This window comes from Secundilactobacillus mixtipabuli (assembly GCF_002217925.1).
Classification (GTDB): Bacteria; Bacillota; Bacilli; order Lactobacillales; family Lactobacillaceae; genus Secundilactobacillus; species Secundilactobacillus mixtipabuli.
On record NZ_BCMF01000005.1, the window covers coordinates 169,078 to 189,660 of the forward strand.

The 20,583-nt window shown below is 44.0% G+C and carries 13 protein-coding genes and 8 tRNA genes; 1 reads left to right on the forward strand and 20 read right to left on the reverse strand.

The annotated features are described in order from the left end of the window. Window positions 1-8: 8 nt before the first annotated feature. The 5 genes from rplC to rpsL form a co-directional block, all read right to left on the reverse strand. Entirely contained in the window at window positions 9-644 is a 636-nt protein-coding gene (rplC, locus tag IWT5_RS06080; protein ID WP_089109066.1) for a 50S ribosomal protein L3, read from the reverse strand. 44 nt (window positions 645-688) lie between these two features. After that, entirely contained in the window at window positions 689-997 is a 309-nt protein-coding gene (gene rpsJ / locus IWT5_RS06085; protein WP_089088837.1) for a 30S ribosomal protein S10, read from the reverse strand. Between the two features lie 331 nt (window positions 998-1,328). Beyond that, the gene (fusA, locus tag IWT5_RS06090) at window positions 1,329-3,428 is read right to left on the reverse strand and encodes an elongation factor G (protein ID WP_089109067.1); all 2,100 of its coding nucleotides are present in this window, start codon (window positions 3,426-3,428) and stop codon (window positions 1,329-1,331) included. Between the two features lie 167 nt (window positions 3,429-3,595). Next, complete coding sequence (gene rpsG / locus IWT5_RS06095; RefSeq protein WP_089109068.1) at window positions 3,596-4,066, reverse strand: 30S ribosomal protein S7; 471 nt, start codon at window positions 4,064-4,066, stop codon at window positions 3,596-3,598. Window positions 4,067-4,106: 40 nt separating this feature from the next. Beyond that, window positions 4,107-4,520 (reverse strand): 30S ribosomal protein S12, encoded by a 414-nt coding sequence (rpsL, locus tag IWT5_RS06100; protein WP_089109069.1) that lies wholly within the window; start codon window positions 4,518-4,520, stop codon window positions 4,107-4,109. A 276-nt stretch (window positions 4,521-4,796) separates the two neighbouring features. Here rpsL and IWT5_RS06105 point away from each other — a divergent pair, with 276 nt between their 5' ends. Continuing rightward, window positions 4,797-5,465 (forward strand): prepilin peptidase, encoded by a 669-nt coding sequence (locus IWT5_RS06105; RefSeq protein ID WP_089109070.1) that lies wholly within the window; start codon window positions 4,797-4,799, stop codon window positions 5,463-5,465. Window positions 5,466-5,545: 80 nt separating this feature from the next. On the opposite strand, the gene rpoC is transcribed toward IWT5_RS06105, so the two are convergent. The 15 genes from rpoC to IWT5_RS06180 form a co-directional block, all read right to left on the reverse strand. Further along, complete coding sequence (gene rpoC / locus IWT5_RS06110) at window positions 5,546-9,190, reverse strand: DNA-directed RNA polymerase subunit beta' (RefSeq protein WP_089109071.1); 3,645 nt, start codon at window positions 9,188-9,190, stop codon at window positions 5,546-5,548. 19 nt (window positions 9,191-9,209) lie between these two features. Beyond that, on the reverse strand, window positions 9,210-12,812 hold the full coding sequence (rpoB, locus tag IWT5_RS06115) for a DNA-directed RNA polymerase subunit beta (protein WP_089109072.1): 3,603 nt from the start codon (window positions 12,810-12,812) through the stop codon (window positions 9,210-9,212). 238 nt (window positions 12,813-13,050) lie between these two features. Beyond that, a complete protein-coding gene (locus IWT5_RS06120; RefSeq protein WP_225360239.1) occupies window positions 13,051-13,638 on the reverse strand; it encodes a TetR/AcrR family transcriptional regulator in 588 nt (195 codons plus the stop codon). A 171-nt stretch (window positions 13,639-13,809) separates the two neighbouring features. Beyond that, window positions 13,810-16,296 carry an ATP-dependent Clp protease ATP-binding subunit gene (locus tag IWT5_RS06125; RefSeq protein ID WP_089109074.1) on the reverse strand — a complete coding sequence of 829 codons (2,487 nt, stop codon included), beginning with the start codon at window positions 16,294-16,296 and terminating at the stop codon, window positions 13,810-13,812. 17 nt (window positions 16,297-16,313) lie between these two features. Then, window positions 16,314-16,781 carry a CtsR family transcriptional regulator gene (locus IWT5_RS06130; protein ID WP_089109075.1) on the reverse strand — a complete coding sequence of 156 codons (468 nt, stop codon included), beginning with the start codon at window positions 16,779-16,781 and terminating at the stop codon, window positions 16,314-16,316. A gap of 345 nt (window positions 16,782-17,126) precedes the next feature. Next, window positions 17,127-17,200 (reverse strand) — tRNA-Pro (locus IWT5_RS06135). 26 nt (window positions 17,201-17,226) lie between these two features. Continuing rightward, window positions 17,227-17,300, reverse strand: a tRNA-Arg gene (locus IWT5_RS06140). 21 nt (window positions 17,301-17,321) lie between these two features. Further along, window positions 17,322-17,407, reverse strand: a tRNA-Leu gene (locus IWT5_RS06145). Window positions 17,408-17,423: 16 nt separating this feature from the next. Continuing rightward, a tRNA-Gly gene (locus IWT5_RS06150) sits at window positions 17,424-17,495 on the reverse strand. Between the two features lie 4 nt (window positions 17,496-17,499). Continuing rightward, window positions 17,500-17,572 (reverse strand) — tRNA-Thr (locus IWT5_RS06155). 27 nt (window positions 17,573-17,599) lie between these two features. Next, window positions 17,600-17,681: transfer RNA gene (locus IWT5_RS06160), tRNA-Leu, on the reverse strand. A gap of 18 nt (window positions 17,682-17,699) precedes the next feature. Further along, window positions 17,700-17,772, reverse strand: a tRNA-Lys gene (locus IWT5_RS06165). 2 nt (window positions 17,773-17,774) lie between these two features. Next, a tRNA-Val gene (locus IWT5_RS06170) sits at window positions 17,775-17,847 on the reverse strand. Window positions 17,848-18,305: 458 nt separating this feature from the next. Continuing rightward, window positions 18,306-19,580 carry a serine--tRNA ligase gene (gene serS, locus IWT5_RS06175; protein WP_089109076.1) on the reverse strand — a complete coding sequence of 425 codons (1,275 nt, stop codon included), beginning with the start codon at window positions 19,578-19,580 and terminating at the stop codon, window positions 18,306-18,308. Window positions 19,581-19,855: 275 nt separating this feature from the next. Further along, window positions 19,856-20,494: a deoxynucleoside kinase gene (locus IWT5_RS06180; RefSeq protein ID WP_089109077.1), complete on the reverse strand. Its 639-nt coding sequence runs from the start codon at window positions 20,492-20,494 to the stop codon at window positions 19,856-19,858. Window positions 20,495-20,583 lie beyond the last annotated feature (89 nt).

The following is a 20,583-nucleotide window of genomic DNA, read 5'->3' on the forward strand; positions in this document are numbered from 1 at the left end:
CTCCTTTCTTATTTCTTAGGTGCGCGAACGGCACTCTTAATTTCAACGAATGACTTGTTAGCACCAGGAACATTCCCGCTGATCAACAATACGTTGTTTTCAACATCTGCACGAACAATCTTTAAGTTCTGGATAGTCCGAGTGTTGTTACCCATCCGGCCAGGTAATTTCATACCCTTGAAGACACGGTTGATAATAGCACCCAAAGAACCAGGACGACGGTGATAACGAGAACCGTGGGTTTCAGGTCCACGTGATTGACCATCCTTGTGAACGTTACCTTGGTAACCATGACCCTTTGTTGTACCGGTGACATCAACGTATTCACCAGCATCAAAGATGTCTGCCTTAACTTCATCTGCTACCTTGTAATCTCCTAGCTCAACATCTCTGATTTCATGAATGAAGCGCTTAGGAGTCGTGTTTGCTTTTGCTACATGACCTTTTTCGGGCTTGTTGCTCAAAACATCGCGTTTGTCTTCGCAGCCTAATTGAATTGCATCGTAACCATCGTTTTCAACTGTCTTAACTTGTAATACAACGTTAGGAGTAGTTTCAACAACAGTGACTGGGATCAATTCGCCATTATCAGTGAAGACTTGCGTCATCCCTACTTTTTTACCTAAGATTCCTTTTCTGGTCATGAGTACACCTCCGATATAATGTAATTTTGTGTTCTGACTCTAAATTATAATTTGATTTCGATATCCACACCAGAAGGCAAGTCTAACTTCATCAATGAGTCGACTGTCTTTGGCGTTGGGTTAACAATATCGATTAACCGTTTGTGAGTGCGCATTTCGAATTGTTCACGCGACTTCTTAAACTTATGTGGTGAACGAAGCACCGTGTAAACTGTCCGGTCTGTTGGTAATGGAATAGGACCAGAAATTTCAGCACCTGTACGCTTTGCAGTTTCAACGATCTTTTCTGCAGATTGGTCCAGAATGCGGTGCTCGTAAGCCTTCAAACGGATACGAATTTTTTGTTTTGCCATTGGATTCCCTCCTTACGTCTATTTTAAAAATAAGACTAACTCCGTGAAAATTACCGTCACACCCCGTGGCAAAGCGGCCGGGTGTGCCGCAACCTTTCACATCATCGCTTTGCTATGCTAAATCAAGGGCACAGTTGCCCCTGAAATACAGCACCTATATATAATACTAAATAAATCGCTGTTTTACAAGGATTATTGAGATGTTTTTTTAATTACTCAAAATATTGCCTTAATCAAATCTTAAATTTATCGCGAAATTTATTTTTCACTTTCTACTATTATATATGTATTAAAAAAGACGCTGCATCGTGCAACGTCTTTTTCGAAGAAATTAGTCTTCGGCAGGAGTGCCGCCGTTCTTCTTGATAATTTCTGCTTGAATTGACTTTGGTACTGCTTCGTAGTGATCAAAGGTCATTGTGAAAGTACCACGACCTTGTGATGCTGAACGAAGGGTCGTTGCGTAACCGAACATTTCAGCAAGTGGGACAAATGAATGAATCATTTGTGCGTTCCCACGGGCTTCCATACCGTCCACACGACCACGACGTGCAGTAACTTGACCCATGATGTCACCCATGTATTCTTCAGGGACAACAATTTCAACCTTCATGATTGGTTCCAAGATTACCGGAGCAGCGGTCTTAGCAGCGTTACGTAAAGCCATAGATGCGGCAACCTTAAAGGCAGCTTCACTAGAATCGACTTCATGGTAACTACCATCGTATAACTTAGCCTTCAAGTCAATTAATGGGTAACCGGCAAGAACACCGTTTTCCATTGATTCCTTGATACCTTGTTCAACTGATGGGATGTATTCACGAGGAACAACACCACCAACAATGGCATCTTCGAATTCGAATCCTTTACCCTCTTCATTAGGGGTGAATTCAACCCAAACATCACCATATTGACCTTTACCACCAGATTGACGAACAAACTTACCTTGAGCAGAAGTTTGCTTGGTGAAGGCTTCACGATAAGAAACTTGAGGTGCACCAACAGTGGCTTCAACCTTGAATTCACGTCTCATACGATCGATGATGATGTCCAAGTGAAGCTCACCCATACCAGCAATCAAAGTTTCACCAGTTTCAGGGTTAGTTTCAGCCTTGAATGTAGGATCTTCTTCAGAAAGCTTTTGTAAGGCGTTGTTCATCTTATCTTGGTCAGCCTTAGTCTTAGGTTCAACGGCAACCTGAATAACTGGGTCAGGGAATTCCATTGATTCCAAGTGTAATGGGTGATCAACATCAGTCAAAGAGTCACCAGTAGTGGTGTTCTTCAAACCAATGGCAGCAGCGATATCACCAGAGAATACTTCTGGGATTTCTTGACGGTGATTTGAATGCATTTGCAGCAAACGACCAACACGTTCACGCTTGTCCTTAGTGGCGTTTAAGACGTATGAACCAGATTCCAAGGTACCTTGGTAAACCCGGATAAATGTCAAACGACCAACGAATGGGTCAGTAGCGATCTTAAATGCCAAGGCAGCAAAGCTAGCGTCATCGTTAGCCTTCAGTTCAACCTTTTCACCAGTATCAGGGTTAGTAGCGTTGTATGGCTTAACGTCTAATGGTGAAGGTAAATAGTCAACTGTGGCATCCATCAACATTTGAACACCCTTGTTCTTGAATGCTGAACCAGCAAGTACTGGGAACAATTCAAGGTTCAAGGTTGCTTTACGGATAGCAGCTTTTAATTCGGCAACTGGAATATCAACACCATCAAGGTATTTTTCCATAATGTCGTCATCAACGTCAGCGATTTCTTCAATCATATGGTCCCGACGTTTTTGAGCTTCTTCCTTATATTGATCTGGAACATCAACAGTATCCCATTCTGAACCAAGTTCATCTTCGTCGTAGATATCGGCTTTCATGTTCAATAAGTCGATAACACCTTCGAAGTTGTCTTCAGCACCAATAGGCATTTGAACAGCTAAAGCGTTAGCTTGCAGACGATCCTTGATTGTTTGTACTGAGAAGTCAAAGTCAGCACCAATCTTGTCCATCTTGTTTACGAACACGATACGGGGAACGTCATAGTCGGAAGCTTGACGCCAAACAGTTTCAGTTTGGGGTTCAACACCGGCTTGGGCATCCAAGACCGCAATCGCACCATCAAGCACACGAAGTGAACGTTCAACTTCAACAGTAAAGTCCACGTGTCCTGGGGTATCGATAATGTTGATCCGGTGGCCCTTCCATTCAGCAGTAGTGGCTGCAGAAGTGATCGTGATCCCACGTTCTTGTTCTTGTTCCATCCAGTCCATTTGTGAAGCACCATCATGGGTTTCACCAATTTTATGGATTTTACCAGTATAGTACAGGATCCGTTCAGTGGTAGTCGTCTTACCAGCATCAATATGCGCCATGATCCCGATGTTACGGGTCTTTTCTAGTGGAAAAGCTCGTGTATTAGCCATGTTTAATCTGTAACTCCTCTCAGTTAAATCAAATGTACATTTATTTGTAAAAAAGGATGGCTACATTAAAAATAATCATAGCCATCCCCAACAATTTTCACTATCAACATGAAGCTAGCTTGCGCGTAGCCCACCAATGTGGTGCTGACAGCAAACAATATTGCAAATTACCAACGGTAATGAGCAAATGCACGGTTGGCATCGGCCATCTTATGAGTATCTTCACGCTTCTTAACAGATGCACCAGTGTTGTTGGCTGCGTCCATAATTTCGCGAGCTAACCGTTCAGTCATCGTGTGTTCACCACGAGAACGTGAATAGTTAACGATCCAACGAAGACCTAATGTTGACCGACGTTCTGGACGAACTTCGATTGGAACTTGGTAGTTAGAACCACCGACACGGCGAGCCTTAACTTCCAAGACCGGCATAACATTCTTCATTGCTTCGTCAAATACTTCAACGGGGTCGTTGCCAGTTTCTTTCTTGATTAATTCAAATGCACCATAAAGAATTTGTGATGCAGTGCCTCGCTTACCATCTAACATCAAGTGGTTGATCAAACGGGTAACCATCTTTGAGTTGTAGATTGGGTCAGGAAGGACTTCACGTTTTTGAACGTTTCCTTTTCTTGGCATTACTTAATATCCTCCTTGTTGAAACTTAGTGTTTAAGTTTTTATTCCTTAGGCTTCTTAGTACCGTATTTAGAACGTGATTGACGACGATCTTCAACACCGGCAGTATCCAAAGCACCACGGATAACATGGTAACGAACACCAGGTAAATCCTTAACACGGCCACCACGAATCAAAACAACACTATGTTCCTGAAGGTTATGACCGATACCAGGAATGTATGCTGTCACTTCGATTAAGTTAGACAAACGAACACGCGCGTACTTCCGCAAAGCTGAGTTAGGCTTCTTTGGCGTCATCGTACCAACACGAGTTGCAACACCACGCTTTTGTGGAGCTGGGTTGTTCACTTGCTTCTTCTTGAAACTGTTATACCCGTAGTTTAAAGCTGGGGCATCTGATTTAGAACTTCTAGATTTACGACCTTTACGAACCAATTGGTTGATTGTAGGCATCTAAGAGTCCTCCTTCCTTAGTCTAGTTATTTTAAGTCCACACATCCAGGTGATTCATTTTTGGGCAAAAATAAAAGCGGATGTTGATCCTTTATCGTGCCATGTTTTCCGTCAGCATGTCTGCAAAGCAGAAACCGGTCTACAAAAAGCACCTTTAAAAGAATACCACGCTTCGTCGTTTAATGTCAACGCAAAGTATAAAACATCCACAAAAATAACCCTTTTTCTCTGAAATGATTGCCGCCGTAATCTCGTAATTATTGCTGAGGTGATTTAATGTTACTCATTCAATTTGTCCTAGGCACGGTTATTGGTTCATTTTTATTTGCGAGTTATTCCAGGTTGATCATGGGCGGCCACCTGCTACATCCCGCTCGCTCAGAATGTGACGGTTGCGCAACTCCCCTCGCTTGGTTTGATCTCATCCCCGTTGTTTCCTATTTACTGCTTAGCGGGCGCTGTCGTTACTGCCACCAAAAGATTCCAGCAGCGACCTTGTGCTGTGAATTATTCTTTGGCAGCTTACTGCTCACTGCACAGCCCACCTTATTAAGTCTGTTATATCTGACTGTGGGGAGTTTGCTGTTCTTCATGGCTGATTACGACTTTAAAAGGTTCATGTTCCCTGCCAGTTATGGCTATTGCTTAATGTTCTTCGCTATCACAGTATACACCCTCTTTCGTCCCCATCACCTGACCACTATTTTTTTAATACTCGTGTGGCTGAGCTTACAGGTAATCACGATTAAGCTCACCTGGATTGGCTCAGGAGACTTAGAGGTTCTGCTGTGCTTACTTATTATCTTAGGTTTAATGCCGTTCATCTGGTTAATTCTATTAAGCAGTGGCTTGGCACTGATTATCAGCCTAATCAGCCAGGAACAGCGGTTACCCTTTGTGCCATTCATTGCGGTTAGTTATTTGATCATCCTTTTCTTCATATAAAAGCCTTCAGATACCAGTAAACCAAAAAAGTCCCATTCCGACGTTTATCGGAATGGGACTTTTGCTTTACCTATAGGAAATTACTTAGCTTCTTCTTCCTTCATCCGGCGTTCCAACTCATTAATTGAGTAGACACCATCAGTCGAAGAACCGCCAACTTCCTTTGGCTTGATCTTACGGTAGTCAGGCATCCCAGTACCAGCTGGAATGATCTTACCAATAATAACGTTCTCTTTAAGACCGACCAATGGATCGTTCTTACCGCGAATAGCGGCATCCGTCAATACACGAGTCGTTTCCTGGAATGACGCAGCTGACAAGAAACTGTTCGTTTCAAGGGCAGCCTTAGTAATCCCAAGGATAACTGGACGTGCGGTGGCTGGTGTACCACCATTGACCAAGGTCTTGTAGTTATGATCACGGAAGTCATCGATATCCATCAAGGTACCAGGTAAGACATCAGTGTCGCCTGGATCCATGATCCGTACCTTACGAAGCATCTGACGAACCATGATCTCAACGTGCTTGTCCAAGACAGCCACACCTTGCATCCGGTAAGTCTTTTGAACTTCGCTTAACAGGTAGTTTTCAGTAGAAAGAACATCGCGAACTCGAATCAGTTCCTTAGGATCAACTGACCCTTCGTTCAGAGCAGCACCACGGTGCACGAAGTCGCCTTCGGTTACCTTCAGTTGAGCTGTAATTGGAAGTGTGTAACTTCTCGTATCAGCTTCACCTTTAATGGTGATTTCCTTAGTCCGTTCTGCTGGGTTTTCTTCGATAGATTCAACCGTACCAGTAACTTCAGTAATCTCAGCTTTACCTTTAGGGTTCCGAGATTCAAAGATTTCTTGAACACGAGGAAGCCCTTGGGTAATATCTTCGTTTCCGGCAACACCACCGGTATGGAAGTTACGCATGGTCAATTGAGTACCAGGTTCACCGATTGATTGAGCAGCAACAGTACCAACTGCTTCACCAACTTCAACTTGATCCCCAGTAGCCATGTTACGACCGTAACAACGTTCGCAAACACCATGAGAGGTGTTGCAAGTGAAGACGGAACGAATCGTTACTGATTCGATACCGGCATCAACAATTCGTTGAGCAGTGGCTTCATCGATCATCTTGTTGGCACCGATGATCACTTCACCAGTCTTAGGATCATTAACGGTCTTCATCGTGTAGCGGCCTAACATCCGGTCGTACAATGGTTCGATCATTTCGTTACCATTCTTAATAGCACGGATAGTCAAACCACGATCAGTACCACAGTCTTCTTCACGAACGATAACGTCTTGAGCCACATCAACCAGACGACGGGTTAAGTAACCTGAGTTGGCAGTCTTCAAGGCAGTATCGGTCATCCCTTTACGAGCACCATGGGTAGAAATAAACATTTCCAAAACAGATAGGCCTTCACGGAAGTTTGCGGTAATAGGCAATTCCATGATTTCACCGTTAGGAGCGGCCATCAAGCCACGCATACCGGCAAGTTGCGTAAAGTTAGAAATGTTACCACGGGCACCAGAGTCACTCATCATGTAAATTGGGTTTTGTGGATCGAAGTTATGGATCAGCTTGTCTTGCAAGGTATCCTTAGCATCGTTCCATACACCAATAACACGTTCGTAACGTTCGTGATCGGTAATCAAACCACGACGGAACTGTTTAGTGATGGTAGCTACTTGTTTGTGGGCTGCATCAATAATTTCTGGTTTATCAGGAACTTCAGTAACGTCAACGATTCCGACAGTTAAGCCAGATTGAGTTGATTCGTCATAACCTAAGTCCTTCATCCGGTCAAGCAGCAATGACGTTTCAGTCACTTTGTACTGCTTGTAAACTTCAGCAATAATGTCACTCAGGAAGCCCTTGTTAAACGGCTTAACCAGTTCAGCATCTTTGAGATAATCGTGAATATCTTCACCCTTATCTAGGAAGTACTTGTCTGGCACATAACCATTTAAGTTGGTATCCGTTGGTTCATTCAAGTATGGGAATGATTGTGGCAAAATACCGTTGAAGATCAGTTTACCAACACTGGTAACCAGAATCTTGCTCTTTTGTTCGTCGGTAAATGGCTTGCCCTTCAAAGATGAAGTCTGAACACCGACACGTGAGTGCCAGTGAACTAACCCGTTACGGTAGGCAAGTACCGCTTCGTTAGTATCTTTAAAGATCATGCCTTCGCCTTCACGACCAGCTTCTTCCAAGGTCAGGTAGTAGTTACCAATAACCATATCTTGTGAAGGTGTAACCACTGGCTTCCCATCCTTAGGTGCCAGGATATGGTGAGCAGCAAGCATCAGCAAACGTGCTTCGGCTTGAGCTTCATCAGATAGCGGCACGTGAATGGCCATTTGGTCACCATCAAAATCGGCATTATAAGCTTCACAGGCCAATGGGTGTAACCGCATTGACTTACCGCTTACTAACACTGGTTCGAAGGCTTGAATACCCAAACGGTGAAGCGTAGGTGCCCGGTTCAGCAGAACGGGATGTTCTTTGATAACATCTTCCAGAACACTGTAAACATCTTCATCTTCACGATCAATCTTACGTTTAGCGTTCTTAATGTTGGAAGCTAACCCGCGGCTAACGAGTTCCTTCATAATGAATGGCTTGAAGAGTTCCATTGCCATTGGCACTGGTAGACCCATTTGGTTCATCCGTAATGAAGGACCAACATCGATAACAGAACGGCCTGAGTAATCAACACGCTTACCCAGTAAGTTTTGACGGAAACGACCTTGCTTCCCTTTCAGCATATGTGAAAGAGACTTCAATGGACGGTTACCAGGACCAGCAACTGGACGGCCACGACGACCGTTATCGATCAAAGCATCAACGGCTTCTTGGAGCATCCGCTTTTCGTTTTGAACGATGATACCAGGTGCATGAAGGTCTAACAAACGCTTCAGACGGTTGTTACGGTTGATAACCCGACGGTACAAATCGTTCAAGTCAGAAGTGGCGAAACGGCCACCTTCCAATTGAACCATTGGCCGTAAGTCAGGTGGAATGACCGGGATTGTATCCATAACCATCCACTCCGGCTTGTTACCAGAGGTAACGAAGGCTTCCAAAATGTCCAAACGACGAACGGCACGCGTCCGCTTTTGACCAGTGGCTTCCTTTAAAGCTTCCTTTAATTCAGAAACTTCTTTGTTCAAATCAACATCGCGGAGTAATTTCTTAATGGCTTCAGCACCCATTTCGGCAGTGAATCCATTACCATACTCAGCTTTCTTTTCACGGTATTCACGTTCAGAAAGCAATTGCTTCTTTTCAAGTGGTGTGTTGCCTGGTTCCAGCACAACGTATGAAGCAAAGTAGATAATTTCTTCAAGTGAACGTGGGCTCATGTCTAGCACAAGACCCATCCGACTTGGGATCCCCTTGAAGTACCAGATGTGAGTCACTGGTGCAGCAAGTTCAATGTGCCCCATCCGTTCACGACGAACTTTTGAACGGGTAACTTCAACACCACAACGGTCACAAACAACACCCTTGTAACGAATCCGCTTGTACTTACCACAAGCACATTCCCAATCTTTGGTTGGGCCAAAGATACGTTCATCGAACAGTCCGTCTTTTTCTGGCTTTAGAGTTCGGTAGTTAATGGTTTCTGGCTTCTTAACTTCACCATAAGACCAGCTCCGAATCTTGTCAGGCGATGCAAGTCCAATTTGCATGCTTTCGAACTTATTGACATCGACCAATGGATCGACCTCCCTTTAATTAATCCTTAGCGTTAGTGTCAGCTTCATCTTTGTTAGCTGCTTGAGCTTCTTTAGCCTCAGTAGCCTTCTTTTGTTCTTCTTGTTGCTGTGCGAACTTACTCAAAGCGTCAACGTTAACAACGTCGTCATCTTCGTCATCCATATCGCGCAACTCGATTTCTTTGTCATCACTGCCGAGAACCTTCATGTCCAGACCCAGTGATTGTAATTCCTTAACCAACACACGGAAGGATTCAGGAACACCTGGCTTAGGAATTGGTTCGCCCTTAACGATTGCTTCGTAAGTCTTAACACGACCAACGACGTCATCTGACTTGTAAGTCAAGATTTCTTGCAAGGTATAAGCAGCACCATAAGCTTCAAGTGCCCAAACTTCCATTTCACCAAACCGTTGCCCACCAAATTGTGCTTTACCACCAAGTGGTTGTTGGGTAACTAATGAGTAAGGTCCGATTGAACGAGCATGAATCTTATCGTCAACCATGTGGGCCAGCTTCATGTAGTGCATAACCCCAACGGCAACACGTTTGTCAAATGGTTCACCAGTCCGACCATCATACAAAACAGTCTTTGCATCGTCGGCCATACCAGCTTCTTTAACAGCAGCCCAGATATCATCATCTTGTGCACCATCGAAAACAGGTGTTGAAATGTGAATACCAAGCTTACGAGCAGCCATCCCCAAGTGAATTTCGAGCACTTGCCCGATGTTCATACGGGAAGGCACACCCATTGGGCTCAGCATGATATCGATTGGGGTACCATCTGGCATGTATGGCATATCTTCTTGAGGGATAACAACTGAAACAGTCCCTTTGTTACCATGACGGCCGGCCATCTTGTCACCAACTTGCAGCTTACGCTTTTGAGCGATGTAGACACGAACCATCATGTTAACGCCTGGAGATAATTCATCACCGTTTTCACGGGTAAAGATCCGGACGTTTTGAATGATACCGCCACCGCCATGAGGCACCTTAAGTGACGTATCACGAACTTCACGAGCCTTTTCACCAAAGATGGCGTGAAGGAGACGTTCTTCAGCTGATAATTCAGTGACACCCTTAGGCGTTACCTTACCAACAAGAATGTCACCATCATGGACTTCAGCACCGATTCGGATAATCCCTTCTTCGTCAAGGTTCTTAAGTGCATCTTCCCCAACGTTAGGAATTTCACGGGTGATTTCTTCAGGTCCAAGCTTAGTGTCACGAGCTTCTGATTCATATTCTTCAATATGAATTGACGTGTAGACATCGTCAGTAACAAGCCGTTCGCTAATGGCGATGGCATCTTCGAAGTTGTAACCTTGCCAAGTCATGAAGGCAACTAATGGGTTTTGGCCTAATGCCAATTCGCCATCTTCCATTGATGGTCCGTCAGCCAATACTTCATCTGGATCGACTTTGTCGCCGACTTTAACGATTGGGCGTTGGTTGTAGTTCTTACCGCCGTTAGAACGTTGGAACTTCATTAACTTGTAGCTATCTAATGCACCGTCTTCACGACGAACGCGAATTTCACGGGCATCAACGTATTCAACTGTCCCTGGTTGCTTGCAAAGTAAGGCAACACCAGAGTCATGGGCAGCTTTGTATTCAATACCAGTACCGATCAATGGTGAATGAGGGTCAAGCAATGGAACGGCCTGACGCATCATGTTAGCACCCATCAACGCACGGTTAGAGTCATCGTTTTCCAAGAAAGGAATGCAGGCCGTAGCGACCGAGACAACTTGCTTAGGCGAAACGTCCATGTAATCGACGTTTTCGATGCTGGTTTCAATGTTTTCTGATTTTGCACGAGCCATAACAACATCGTTAACGAATGAACCGTCATCCTTTAATGGTGAGTTAGCTTGAGCAACAACGTAGTTATCTTCTTCATCAGCCGTCAGGTAATCGATCTTGTCGGTAACCTTATGGGTAGTCCAAGAAACACGACGGTATGGCGTTTCAATAAAACCATACTTGTTGATCCGGGCATAACTGGACAGACTGTTGATCAATCCAATGTTAGGACCTTCAGGCGTTTCAATTGGGCACATCCGGCCGTAATGGGTATAGTGAACGTCACGAACTTCATAACCGGCACGGTCACGAGTCAAACCACCAGGTCCAAGGGCTGAAAGACGACGCTTATGCGTTAATTCACCCAATGGGTTGGTTTGGTCCATGAATTGTGACAGTTGCGAAGAACCGAAGAATTCCTTGATTGAAGCGACAACTGGTCGAATGTTGATCAGTTGTTGCGGCGTAACAGTCGAGGCATCCTGAATTGACATCCGTTCGCGAACGACCCGTTCCATCCGTGATAAACCAATCCGGAATTGGTTCTGCAGTAATTCACCCACAGAACGAATCCGACGGTTACCCAAGTGATCAATATCATCGGTTGAGCCAATACCTTCTTGTAAATCAAAGAAGTAATTAACAGCAGCTAAAATATCAGCGGGTGTGATGTGTTTGTACTTCAAGTCAATGTGACCATTACCAATCACTGGAATAGCACGCTCTGGATCATCAGGTGATTGCACCATGATGGTCTGCAGTGTAACTGGTTCAGTGACAACCGCTTCGTCTGAAGGCGTGTAAGTTACCGTCTTAAAGTCTTCACGGTCAAGGTATGGTGCTAAAGTCTTCATTCGATCTTTATCAAGGACATCGCCCTTTTGTGCCAAAACTTCACCAGTATCTGGATCAGCTAAGGTTTCAGCCAAAGTCAAACCAAGCAGACGGTTCTTCAAAACCAGCTTCTTGTTTGTCTTGTAACGGCCGACGGGAGCCATGTCGTAACGCTTTGGATCGAAGAAACGAGCTGTCAACAAACTCCGTGAAGAGTCAGCAGTCTTAGGTTCACCTGGACGCAGACGTTCGTATACATCCTTTAAGGCTTCTTCAACTCGAGAATCTTCGCTATTTTTGTGAACATCCTTTTCCAAGGTTGCCATTAAGCTGTCGTTATCACCGTACATCTTGATGATTTCGTCATCTGAGCCAAACCCTAATGCCCGAACTAATTCGGTCATTGGGATCTTACGAGTCCGGTCGATCCGAACGTAAGATAAGCCCTTTGCATCGGTTTCAAATTCTAGCCATGCACCCCGGTTAGGAATGACAGTGGCACCGTAAATTGTCCGGCCGTTCTTGTCAGTTTCTTTATTATAATAAACGCCAGGGGAACGAACTAATTGAGAAACGATAACCCGTTCGGCACCGTTAATAATAAACGTCCCTTGTTCTGTCATCAGTGGAAAATCGCCGAAGAAAACATCTTGGGATTTAATTTCACCAGTCTCATGATTGGTTAACCGTAAAGTGACATGTAATGGTGCCGAGAAGTTGGCATCGTGCTCTCTTGCTTCGTCAACGGTATATTTTGGTTCCAGTAACTGGTAATCAACGAACTCTAATGAAAGATTTCCTTGGAAATCTTCGATGGGCATAATGTCATCGAACATATCCCGAAGGCCTTCATCGAGAAACCATTGGTACGAATTCTTTTGGATCTCAATCAAGTTAGGAAGATCCAAAACTTCCTTAATTCGTGCGTAGCTTCTACGGGTCCGGTGCTTGCCATATTTAACCAAGTGTCCTGCCAAGTTGTTCACCTCTCCATTTTATTCAGCGGACTGAACCAAATATTACAGTTTGATTACATTTTCAATGAAAACGTATTCTCACCGGTTTTTTGGCAAAAAAAATCCAAAAATAAGAAATCAAGTTCTTACTTTTGGTTTTTATGAGAGGCACTACGGACAATAGATCGCAGCGACTCATTTCAGTTCACAGTTACATACTGCAGATAGTATACCTGCTACTGTTTAAGTTGTCAAATGGTTATGCCTTGTCTGATACCAACCCGTGTAGGATAAAGTCTAATAATAACCGAATGTGATCTTCTTGAGTCATGGTGACACCACCAATTTGATGAAATCTGCTAAAAAGCGGGCTCAAACTCGTAATATAAAATTCAGCCGCTTCTTTAGGTTGAATATTACGACGTAACTGAACGTCTTCACTCTTAAAATAATTTTCAATTGGCGTGACGTAATCAGTCTGAAAAAGCATCCCAAGTTGACGCATATTTTCTGGTTTGAGATCCGCGAAGCTAGAATGGATCACCGTGAAGATGTCGCGTGGATGTGTATCTGTCAGTACCTGGGTAATTTTAACCAGCCGTTCTTCTGGTGGAACTGTCGGACCCTGTTGATTAACGGCATCGATGCCAGTTTTAATTTCCGCACCAACCGTTTTAATCACTTGTAAATAAATTACTTCTTTATCACTAAAATGATGATAAAGTGCCGGTTGCGTAATTCCTACCGCCTTAGCGATATCTCGCGTGGAAGTCCCCTGATAGCCACGGGACAAAAAGAGTGTACGGGCAGCGTCTAAAATGGCTTGATGCGTTTTTTCTAATTGCACTTCTCGTTTCAAATTAATGACTGTCCTTCCCGTATCCCTTTTATTAATCTGAATTCCAGTTTACCACGAATCCTGGCTCGCTGGTATAAAAGCAGTTGCTTCATATTAAAAAGCAGTCTGACTGGCCACGAGCAAAACTGCCAATCAAACTGCTTTATTTAATAGATAGACTTATTTACTGCCAACCGTTTCGTTGGTCTTGTTTTCAGTCTTTTCAGGTTGCTTAACGTTAAGTGTGATTTTCCCTCGGCTAGCACCTAAGGTCACCATGTTACCAGCTTGAATCTCGCCGGACAGCATTGCTTCACTCAAGCGATCCTCAACCTTAGTCTGAAGAGCCCGCCGAATTGGCCGTGCCCCATACTCTGGGTCGAAACCAGCATCTGCAATCACATCGATTGCCGCTGGTGTCACTTTGATATTGATGCCTTGGGCCTTCACCCGATCAATAACAGTTTTGGCCATCAACTTCACAATTTGGTGAAGTTCCTTCTTTTTAAGACTGTGGAAGATAACAACTTCATCAATCCGGTTCAAGAATTCAGGGCGGAAACTTTGTTTTAGCGTTTCCCGAATAGTAGAAGCCATTGCGGTGTAATCGCCACTCTTGTCCTCGGCACCAAACCCAACGGTCTTTTCATCCCGCAGTCTGGTTGCCCCTAGGTTAGAGGTCATGATCAAAATCGTGTTTCTAAAGTCCACCTTACGGCCCTTGGAATCAGTCAGGAAGCCATCATCCAAAACTTGCAGTAACAAGTTGAAGACATCCGGGTGAGCCTTTTCAACCTCATCAAAGAGGACAACAGAGTAAGGTTTTTGACGAACCTTTTCTGTCAACTGGCCACCTTCATCATAACCAACGTAGCCAGGTGCTGACCCAATCAAACGGCTTGTCGAGTACTTCTCCATGTATTCACTCATATCAACACGGATCATGTTGTCTTCAGAACCAAACATCGCTTCTGCTAGGGCCTTAGCCAGTTCAGTCTTACCAACACCGGTTGGTCCAAGGAACATAAATGAGCCAATTGGCCGGTTAGGATCTTTCAACCCTGAACGTGCCCGACGGATAGCTCTAGAAACCGCTGAAACGGCTTCTTCTTGGCCAACGACCCGCTTGTGTAAAATGCCTTCCAAATTAACTAACCGATTCTGTTCAGTTTGGTTAAGCTGCGTTGTCGGCACGCCAGTCCATTCGGAAACCACTTCGGCAACGTCCTCACCCGTGACATTCAGATTGTATTTTGCACCAGTTTCAGCCTGCTTTTCAGCCTTCTTATCCAGCTTATCCTTCAACGCAATTTCTTGCTCGCGAATCTTGGCAGCTTCCTCAAAACGCTGATCGAGAATAGCAGCTTCACGTTGATCTGATAAGTCCGATAACTTAGCTTCCTGTTTCGTTTGATTATTAGGCTTATCCATCTGACTGATACGAACTTTAGCAGCTGCTTCATCCATTAAATCAATGGCCTTATCTGGTAAGTAACGCTCCGTAATGTACCGTGATGATAACTTAACAGCCTGTTCCAATGCTTCGTCAGAAATATTAGCCTTGTGGTGTTGCTCATAACGTGGACGCAACCCCTTAAGGATCTCAATGGTTTCGTCTTCCGTTGGTTCGTTCACTTGAACCGTCGCAAACCGCCGTTCCAAAGCAGCGTCAGATTCAATGTACTTCTGATATTCATCAAGCGTCGTCGCACCAATCGTTTGGAGCTCACCACGTGCTAGGGCTGGCTTCAAGATGTTTGACGCGTCAATGGCACCTTCAGCACCACCAGCACCGATCAAGGTGTGTAATTCATCAATGAAGAGGATGACTTCGCCATCGTTATAAATTTCTTCAATCACCTTTTTGAGGCGGTCTTCGAATTCACCACGATACTTAGTACCTGCAACTAATGATCCCATATCCAGAGCCATCAACCGCTTGTTTTGCATATCTTCAGGCACATCGCCCTTAACGATCCGTTGTGCCAAGCCTTCAGCAATCGCAGTCTTACCAACACCAGGTTCGCCAATCAGTACCGGGTTATTCTTTGTCCGACGACTCAAAATCTGAATCACCCGACGAACTTCATTATTCCGGCCAACTGTGGGATCCATTCGGTCATCACGTGCTAACTGAGTTAAATCACGTGCTAATGAATCCAAAGTTGGTGTGCCGCCCTGTTGCTTACGGCCACGCTGATTACGACGCTTATCTTGGTTTTCAGTAACTCCCAGCTTACGCATAATCACTTTGCGGGCTTGGGCTAAATCAATATTTAAATTCATCAAAATTCGTGAGGAAAGGATCGTTTCATCGCTCAGTAAAGCCAGCAATAAATGCTCAGTCCCAATTTTAGTGGCACCGATCCGCTTAGCTTCTTCGCCAGCTACGGACAGCATGTCCTTTGCTTTTGGAGAATAAGGCAAATAAGTATCCTTATCAACGTTGCTCAATGTGCCATAACCAGTGAAGCGTTCGATCTCTTCACGTACGTCATCTTCACTAATAGAGAATTGCTGTAATACCTTGTTAGCAATCCCGTTCTTCTCAATTGTGAGTGCTAAAAGTAAGTGCTCTGTGCCGACAGCTTGGTGCTTAAAGTACTTCGCCTGTTCTTGAGCTAATGCCAAGACGCTCTTTGCACTGGGGGTAAAAAGATTATCCATTTGAATTCCTCACTTTCTTAGCTCTCATAGCGTAGGTGTTTCAAAATACTAACTAAAATACGCGCCCTCAAGCCGTTCTCTTCCGCGCGATTTTCCATCTGCAGCGTTTCTTTACTCATGATCGTCAAAATGATGTTGGCCTCTCTACGACCAATAACACCGCTCTCATAAAGTCCCTGAACAACTGCATAACCGTCACGTTGCCCAATCGAATCACCAATGGTTTCAATCAACGAGTCCAAAACATCGGTATCATCTAATAGGTTGACCTTTTCGATTCGAATATAGCCGCCACCGCCACGCTTACTTTCTACCAAATAACCATTTGATAGTGTAAAGCGGGTTTTAATAACATAGTTGATTTGTGACGGCACCACATTGAACAAATCCGCAACTTCAGATCGGCGAATTTCCACGTGCTCTGTATCCGACAAAATCTCTTTTAAATACTTCTCAATAATATCGGAGATATTTTGATTTTGCACGCTAATCCCTCCATTCACCAACTTAACAATCAGTTTGACTAATGTTGACTTTCATTATACGAATGTTTGGTGAAAATGCAAAGGTTTAAACTTTAATTTATCGCCTGAATTGCTAAATTCATTCAATTCGAAAAATTTTCTTCCTATAATAAGGCCTTTGACGTCTGACAACTAATATTCCAGATTATTAATTGCACACTTCTATTATAAAGCATTCGTCAACAAAACTCCCGTTTAAGCACTACATGGGAGTTGGAATATCTGGCGTCAAACACGATTGAAGGAATAATGAGTACAAAAAAAGAGATTATCATTTCTGATAATCTCTAGGCGTTCGGTCGATGATCGGGAAAACAGGATTTGAACCTGCGACCCCTACGTCCCGAACGTAGTGCTCTACCAAGCTGAGCTACTTCCCGTTTGTTGTAGTTGAAAGCAACAAAAATGCACCCAGTAGGAGTCGAACCTACAACCTTCTGATTCGTAGTCAGACACTCTATCCAGTTGCGCTATGGGTGCAAAATAATATTAAGTTGAAAATGCCGAGGACCGGGATCGAACCGGTACGGTCATCACTGACCGCAGGATTTTAAGTCCTGTGCGTCTGCCAATTCCGCCACCCCGGCAGGAACAAACGTGAAAAGCGGAAGACGGGATTCGAACCCGCGACCCCCACCATGGCAAGGTGATGTTCTACCACTGAACTACTTCCGCACAATGCCGACTAGAGGATTCGAACCTCCGACCTCCTCATTACTAGTGAGATGCTCTGCCAACTGAGCTAAGTCGGCGAAAGTGTTATTGCTTATTTAATTAAATGCGGGTGAAGGGACTCGAACCCCCACGTCGTAAGACACTAGAACCTAAATCTAGCGCGTCTGCCAGTTCCGCCACACCCGCATGGTGATACTGGTTAAATGAGCCGTGACAGTCTCGAACTGTCGACCCTCTGATTAAAAGTCAGATGCTCTACCAACTGAGCTAACGGCTCAATGGAGGATACAGGGCTCGAACCTGTGACCCTCTGCTTGTAAGGCAGACGCTCTCCCAACTGAGCTAATCCTCCATCATGATGCCCAAAAGGTGAACAATTACGATCGACCTCTTTGAAACAACTATTATAGTTTATCATCCAGCGTTTTCGCTGTCAACAACTTTTTTCAAGTTGATGAATAGTTATTCAGAGCAAAGTTTCGTGTTTCTCAACTGCAAGAACTATATTACACGTCTTTTCAAAAAAAAGCTACCCCCTTTTTGAAATTTCTTCAAACTATTTTAGAACGTGGATTAGTTGCTCTCAATTCTTCCCAAGCCAACATGATATTTTCTCCCAAAAACGATTTTTATGAGCGTTATTATTTGTAAATTTGTTCAACAAATCAATGAATAAGTTATCTTTTTAGCTTCATAAACATGTATTTATTCGGTTAAATGCAATAAAAAAATGCCCACTCCGGCAATTCACCGAAACAGGCATTACTTGTACTAACTCTAGTGTTGCCGAGTCTTAAAACGGACTCAGGCTTATTCTTTAACGATCTTGGTTTGACCGCCCATGTATGGCTGCAATGCTGCTGGAATATCAACGGTACCATCAGCATTTTGGTAGTTTTCCAAAATGGCAGCGACGGTCCGGCCAACAGCTAATCCAGAACCATTTAAGGTGTGGACATACTGCAATTTACCGTTTTCATCACGGTACTGAATGTGCGCACGTCGCGCTTGGAAATCGGTACAGTTTGAACAGCTTGAAATTTCACGGTACTTGTCTTGGAATGGTAACCAAACTTCAAGATCGTGGGTCATGGCTGCAGTAAAGCTCATATCACTGGTGGTCAATGTAATCACGTGGTGAGCCAAGCCTAACTTCTTAAGGAGGTCCTCAGCATGGTTAGTCATCTTCTCCAACGCATCCCATGATTGTTCCGGCTTGGTAAATTGCACCATTTCAACCTTATTGAATTGGTGTAACCGAATTAAACCACGGGTATCACGACCGGCACTCCCTGCTTCGGAACGAAAAGCAGGTGTCAGTGCGGTGAACTTCACTGGCAACTTTTCGTCGTCGATCACATCGTCACGGTAATAGTTAACTAATGGAACTTCGGCAGTTGGAATCAACGTTTCGTCTGCTTCCTTCAACGAATAAACGTCTTCGGTAAACTTCGGAAATTGACCCGTACCAAACATTGATGCACTGTTCACCATGTAAGGCGGCAATACTTCAGTGAAACCAGCCTTCTCATTTTCGTCCAAGAAGAAGTTGTAGAGGGCCCGTTCCAACCGGGCACCCTGACCGATATAGTAAAGGAAGCGACTGCCTGAAACCTTAGCACCGCGTTCAAAGTCTAAGATGCCAAGTGCTTCACCAATTTCCCAGTGAGACTTTGGCTTAAAGTCAAAGCTAGGGATCTCACCCCACTTACGCAATTCAACGGACCCATCTTCAGTCAAACCAACTGGGACGTTGTCATTAGGAATGTTGGGTAAACGAGACGCCTTATCATGCACTTCTTCAGCAATCTGAGTCAGCTGTTCGTCCATTGCCTTGATATCGGCGCTGACTTGTTTCATCTGCGTGATTTTATCCGAAGCATCCTCCTTGTTGCGTTTCAGTTGAGAAATTTCGTCAGAAACTTGGTTACGCGTTGCTTTCATCGTTTCACTCTTGACGATGAGGTCACGACGTTTTTGGTCAGCAGCTAATAAGGCGTCAACTTCAGCTGCATCAACACCACGGGTAGCTAGCTTCTCCTTAACAAAATCAGTTTCATTTCTAACGAGTTTTAAATCAATCATGGTTATACCCCTCTCATTTTTTTGGCCCGCAAAAAAAGCTTCCGCCCCAAAAATTGGGACGAAAGCTCGCGGTACCACCCAAGTTTGCAGTCTAACTGCACACTCAATTTCGGTAACGGCGATCGACCGTACAGGATTAACTGTCCGCTTTAATGTACTGGAGTTTCGATGAACGGTTCTCAGCAGCCCGTCTCTCTTAGCATCTACTTAAAGGTACATTGCGTTTTATCATTGCATTCATTGTAAAATATTTAACCACTAAAAGCAACTCGCGGTTACAGATTCAGTTCGGCAATCTTCTGATCGACCATTGAAAGAACCTTTTTTTGAGCACTTGGATCTTCAACAAAATCGAATTCATCACCATTGATAGACATCTTAGGTGACTTGTCGTAATTCTTGTACCAGTCCACGTAACGTTCGTCTAATTCTTTGTAATAGTTGTACAGGCTAGGATCAGTATCAACCTGTTCAAATGAACGGCCACGTTTCTTGATTCGAGAAAGCATCGTGTCAAAGGAAATGTTGATATGAATCAGCAAATCAGGATTCTTTTTTTCTTGAGTGTCAGGTAACTCTTCCATCATGTTTTGAAGTAGAGAATTATAGATATCGGACTCTGTCTGAGTTGCGCGACCTAAATCAGCATTCAGCTTAAATAGGAGTGAATCCTCAAAAATGGAGCGGTCTAAGACGGCCTCATCATCTCGTGAAGCTGCTTTGATGCTGTCCAAGCGCTTGTTCAAGAAGTAAATCTGCAATAAGAAACCGTACTTTTTAGGATCTTTATAGAATAACGGTAAAATTTCGTTATCCTCTACTGATTCATAAAAAGCTGGTTTATTTAAATGCTGTGCAAGCAACTGGGTCAAGCTGGTCTTCCCAGCACCGATAGTTCCTGAAAGTACGATCATAAATAATTTCTCCTTTAACCTCAAAAGTCAGTACTTCATATTGTATCATTGCTGGCAGTAAATGCAATATGTTGTGGTTAATTCGTTAA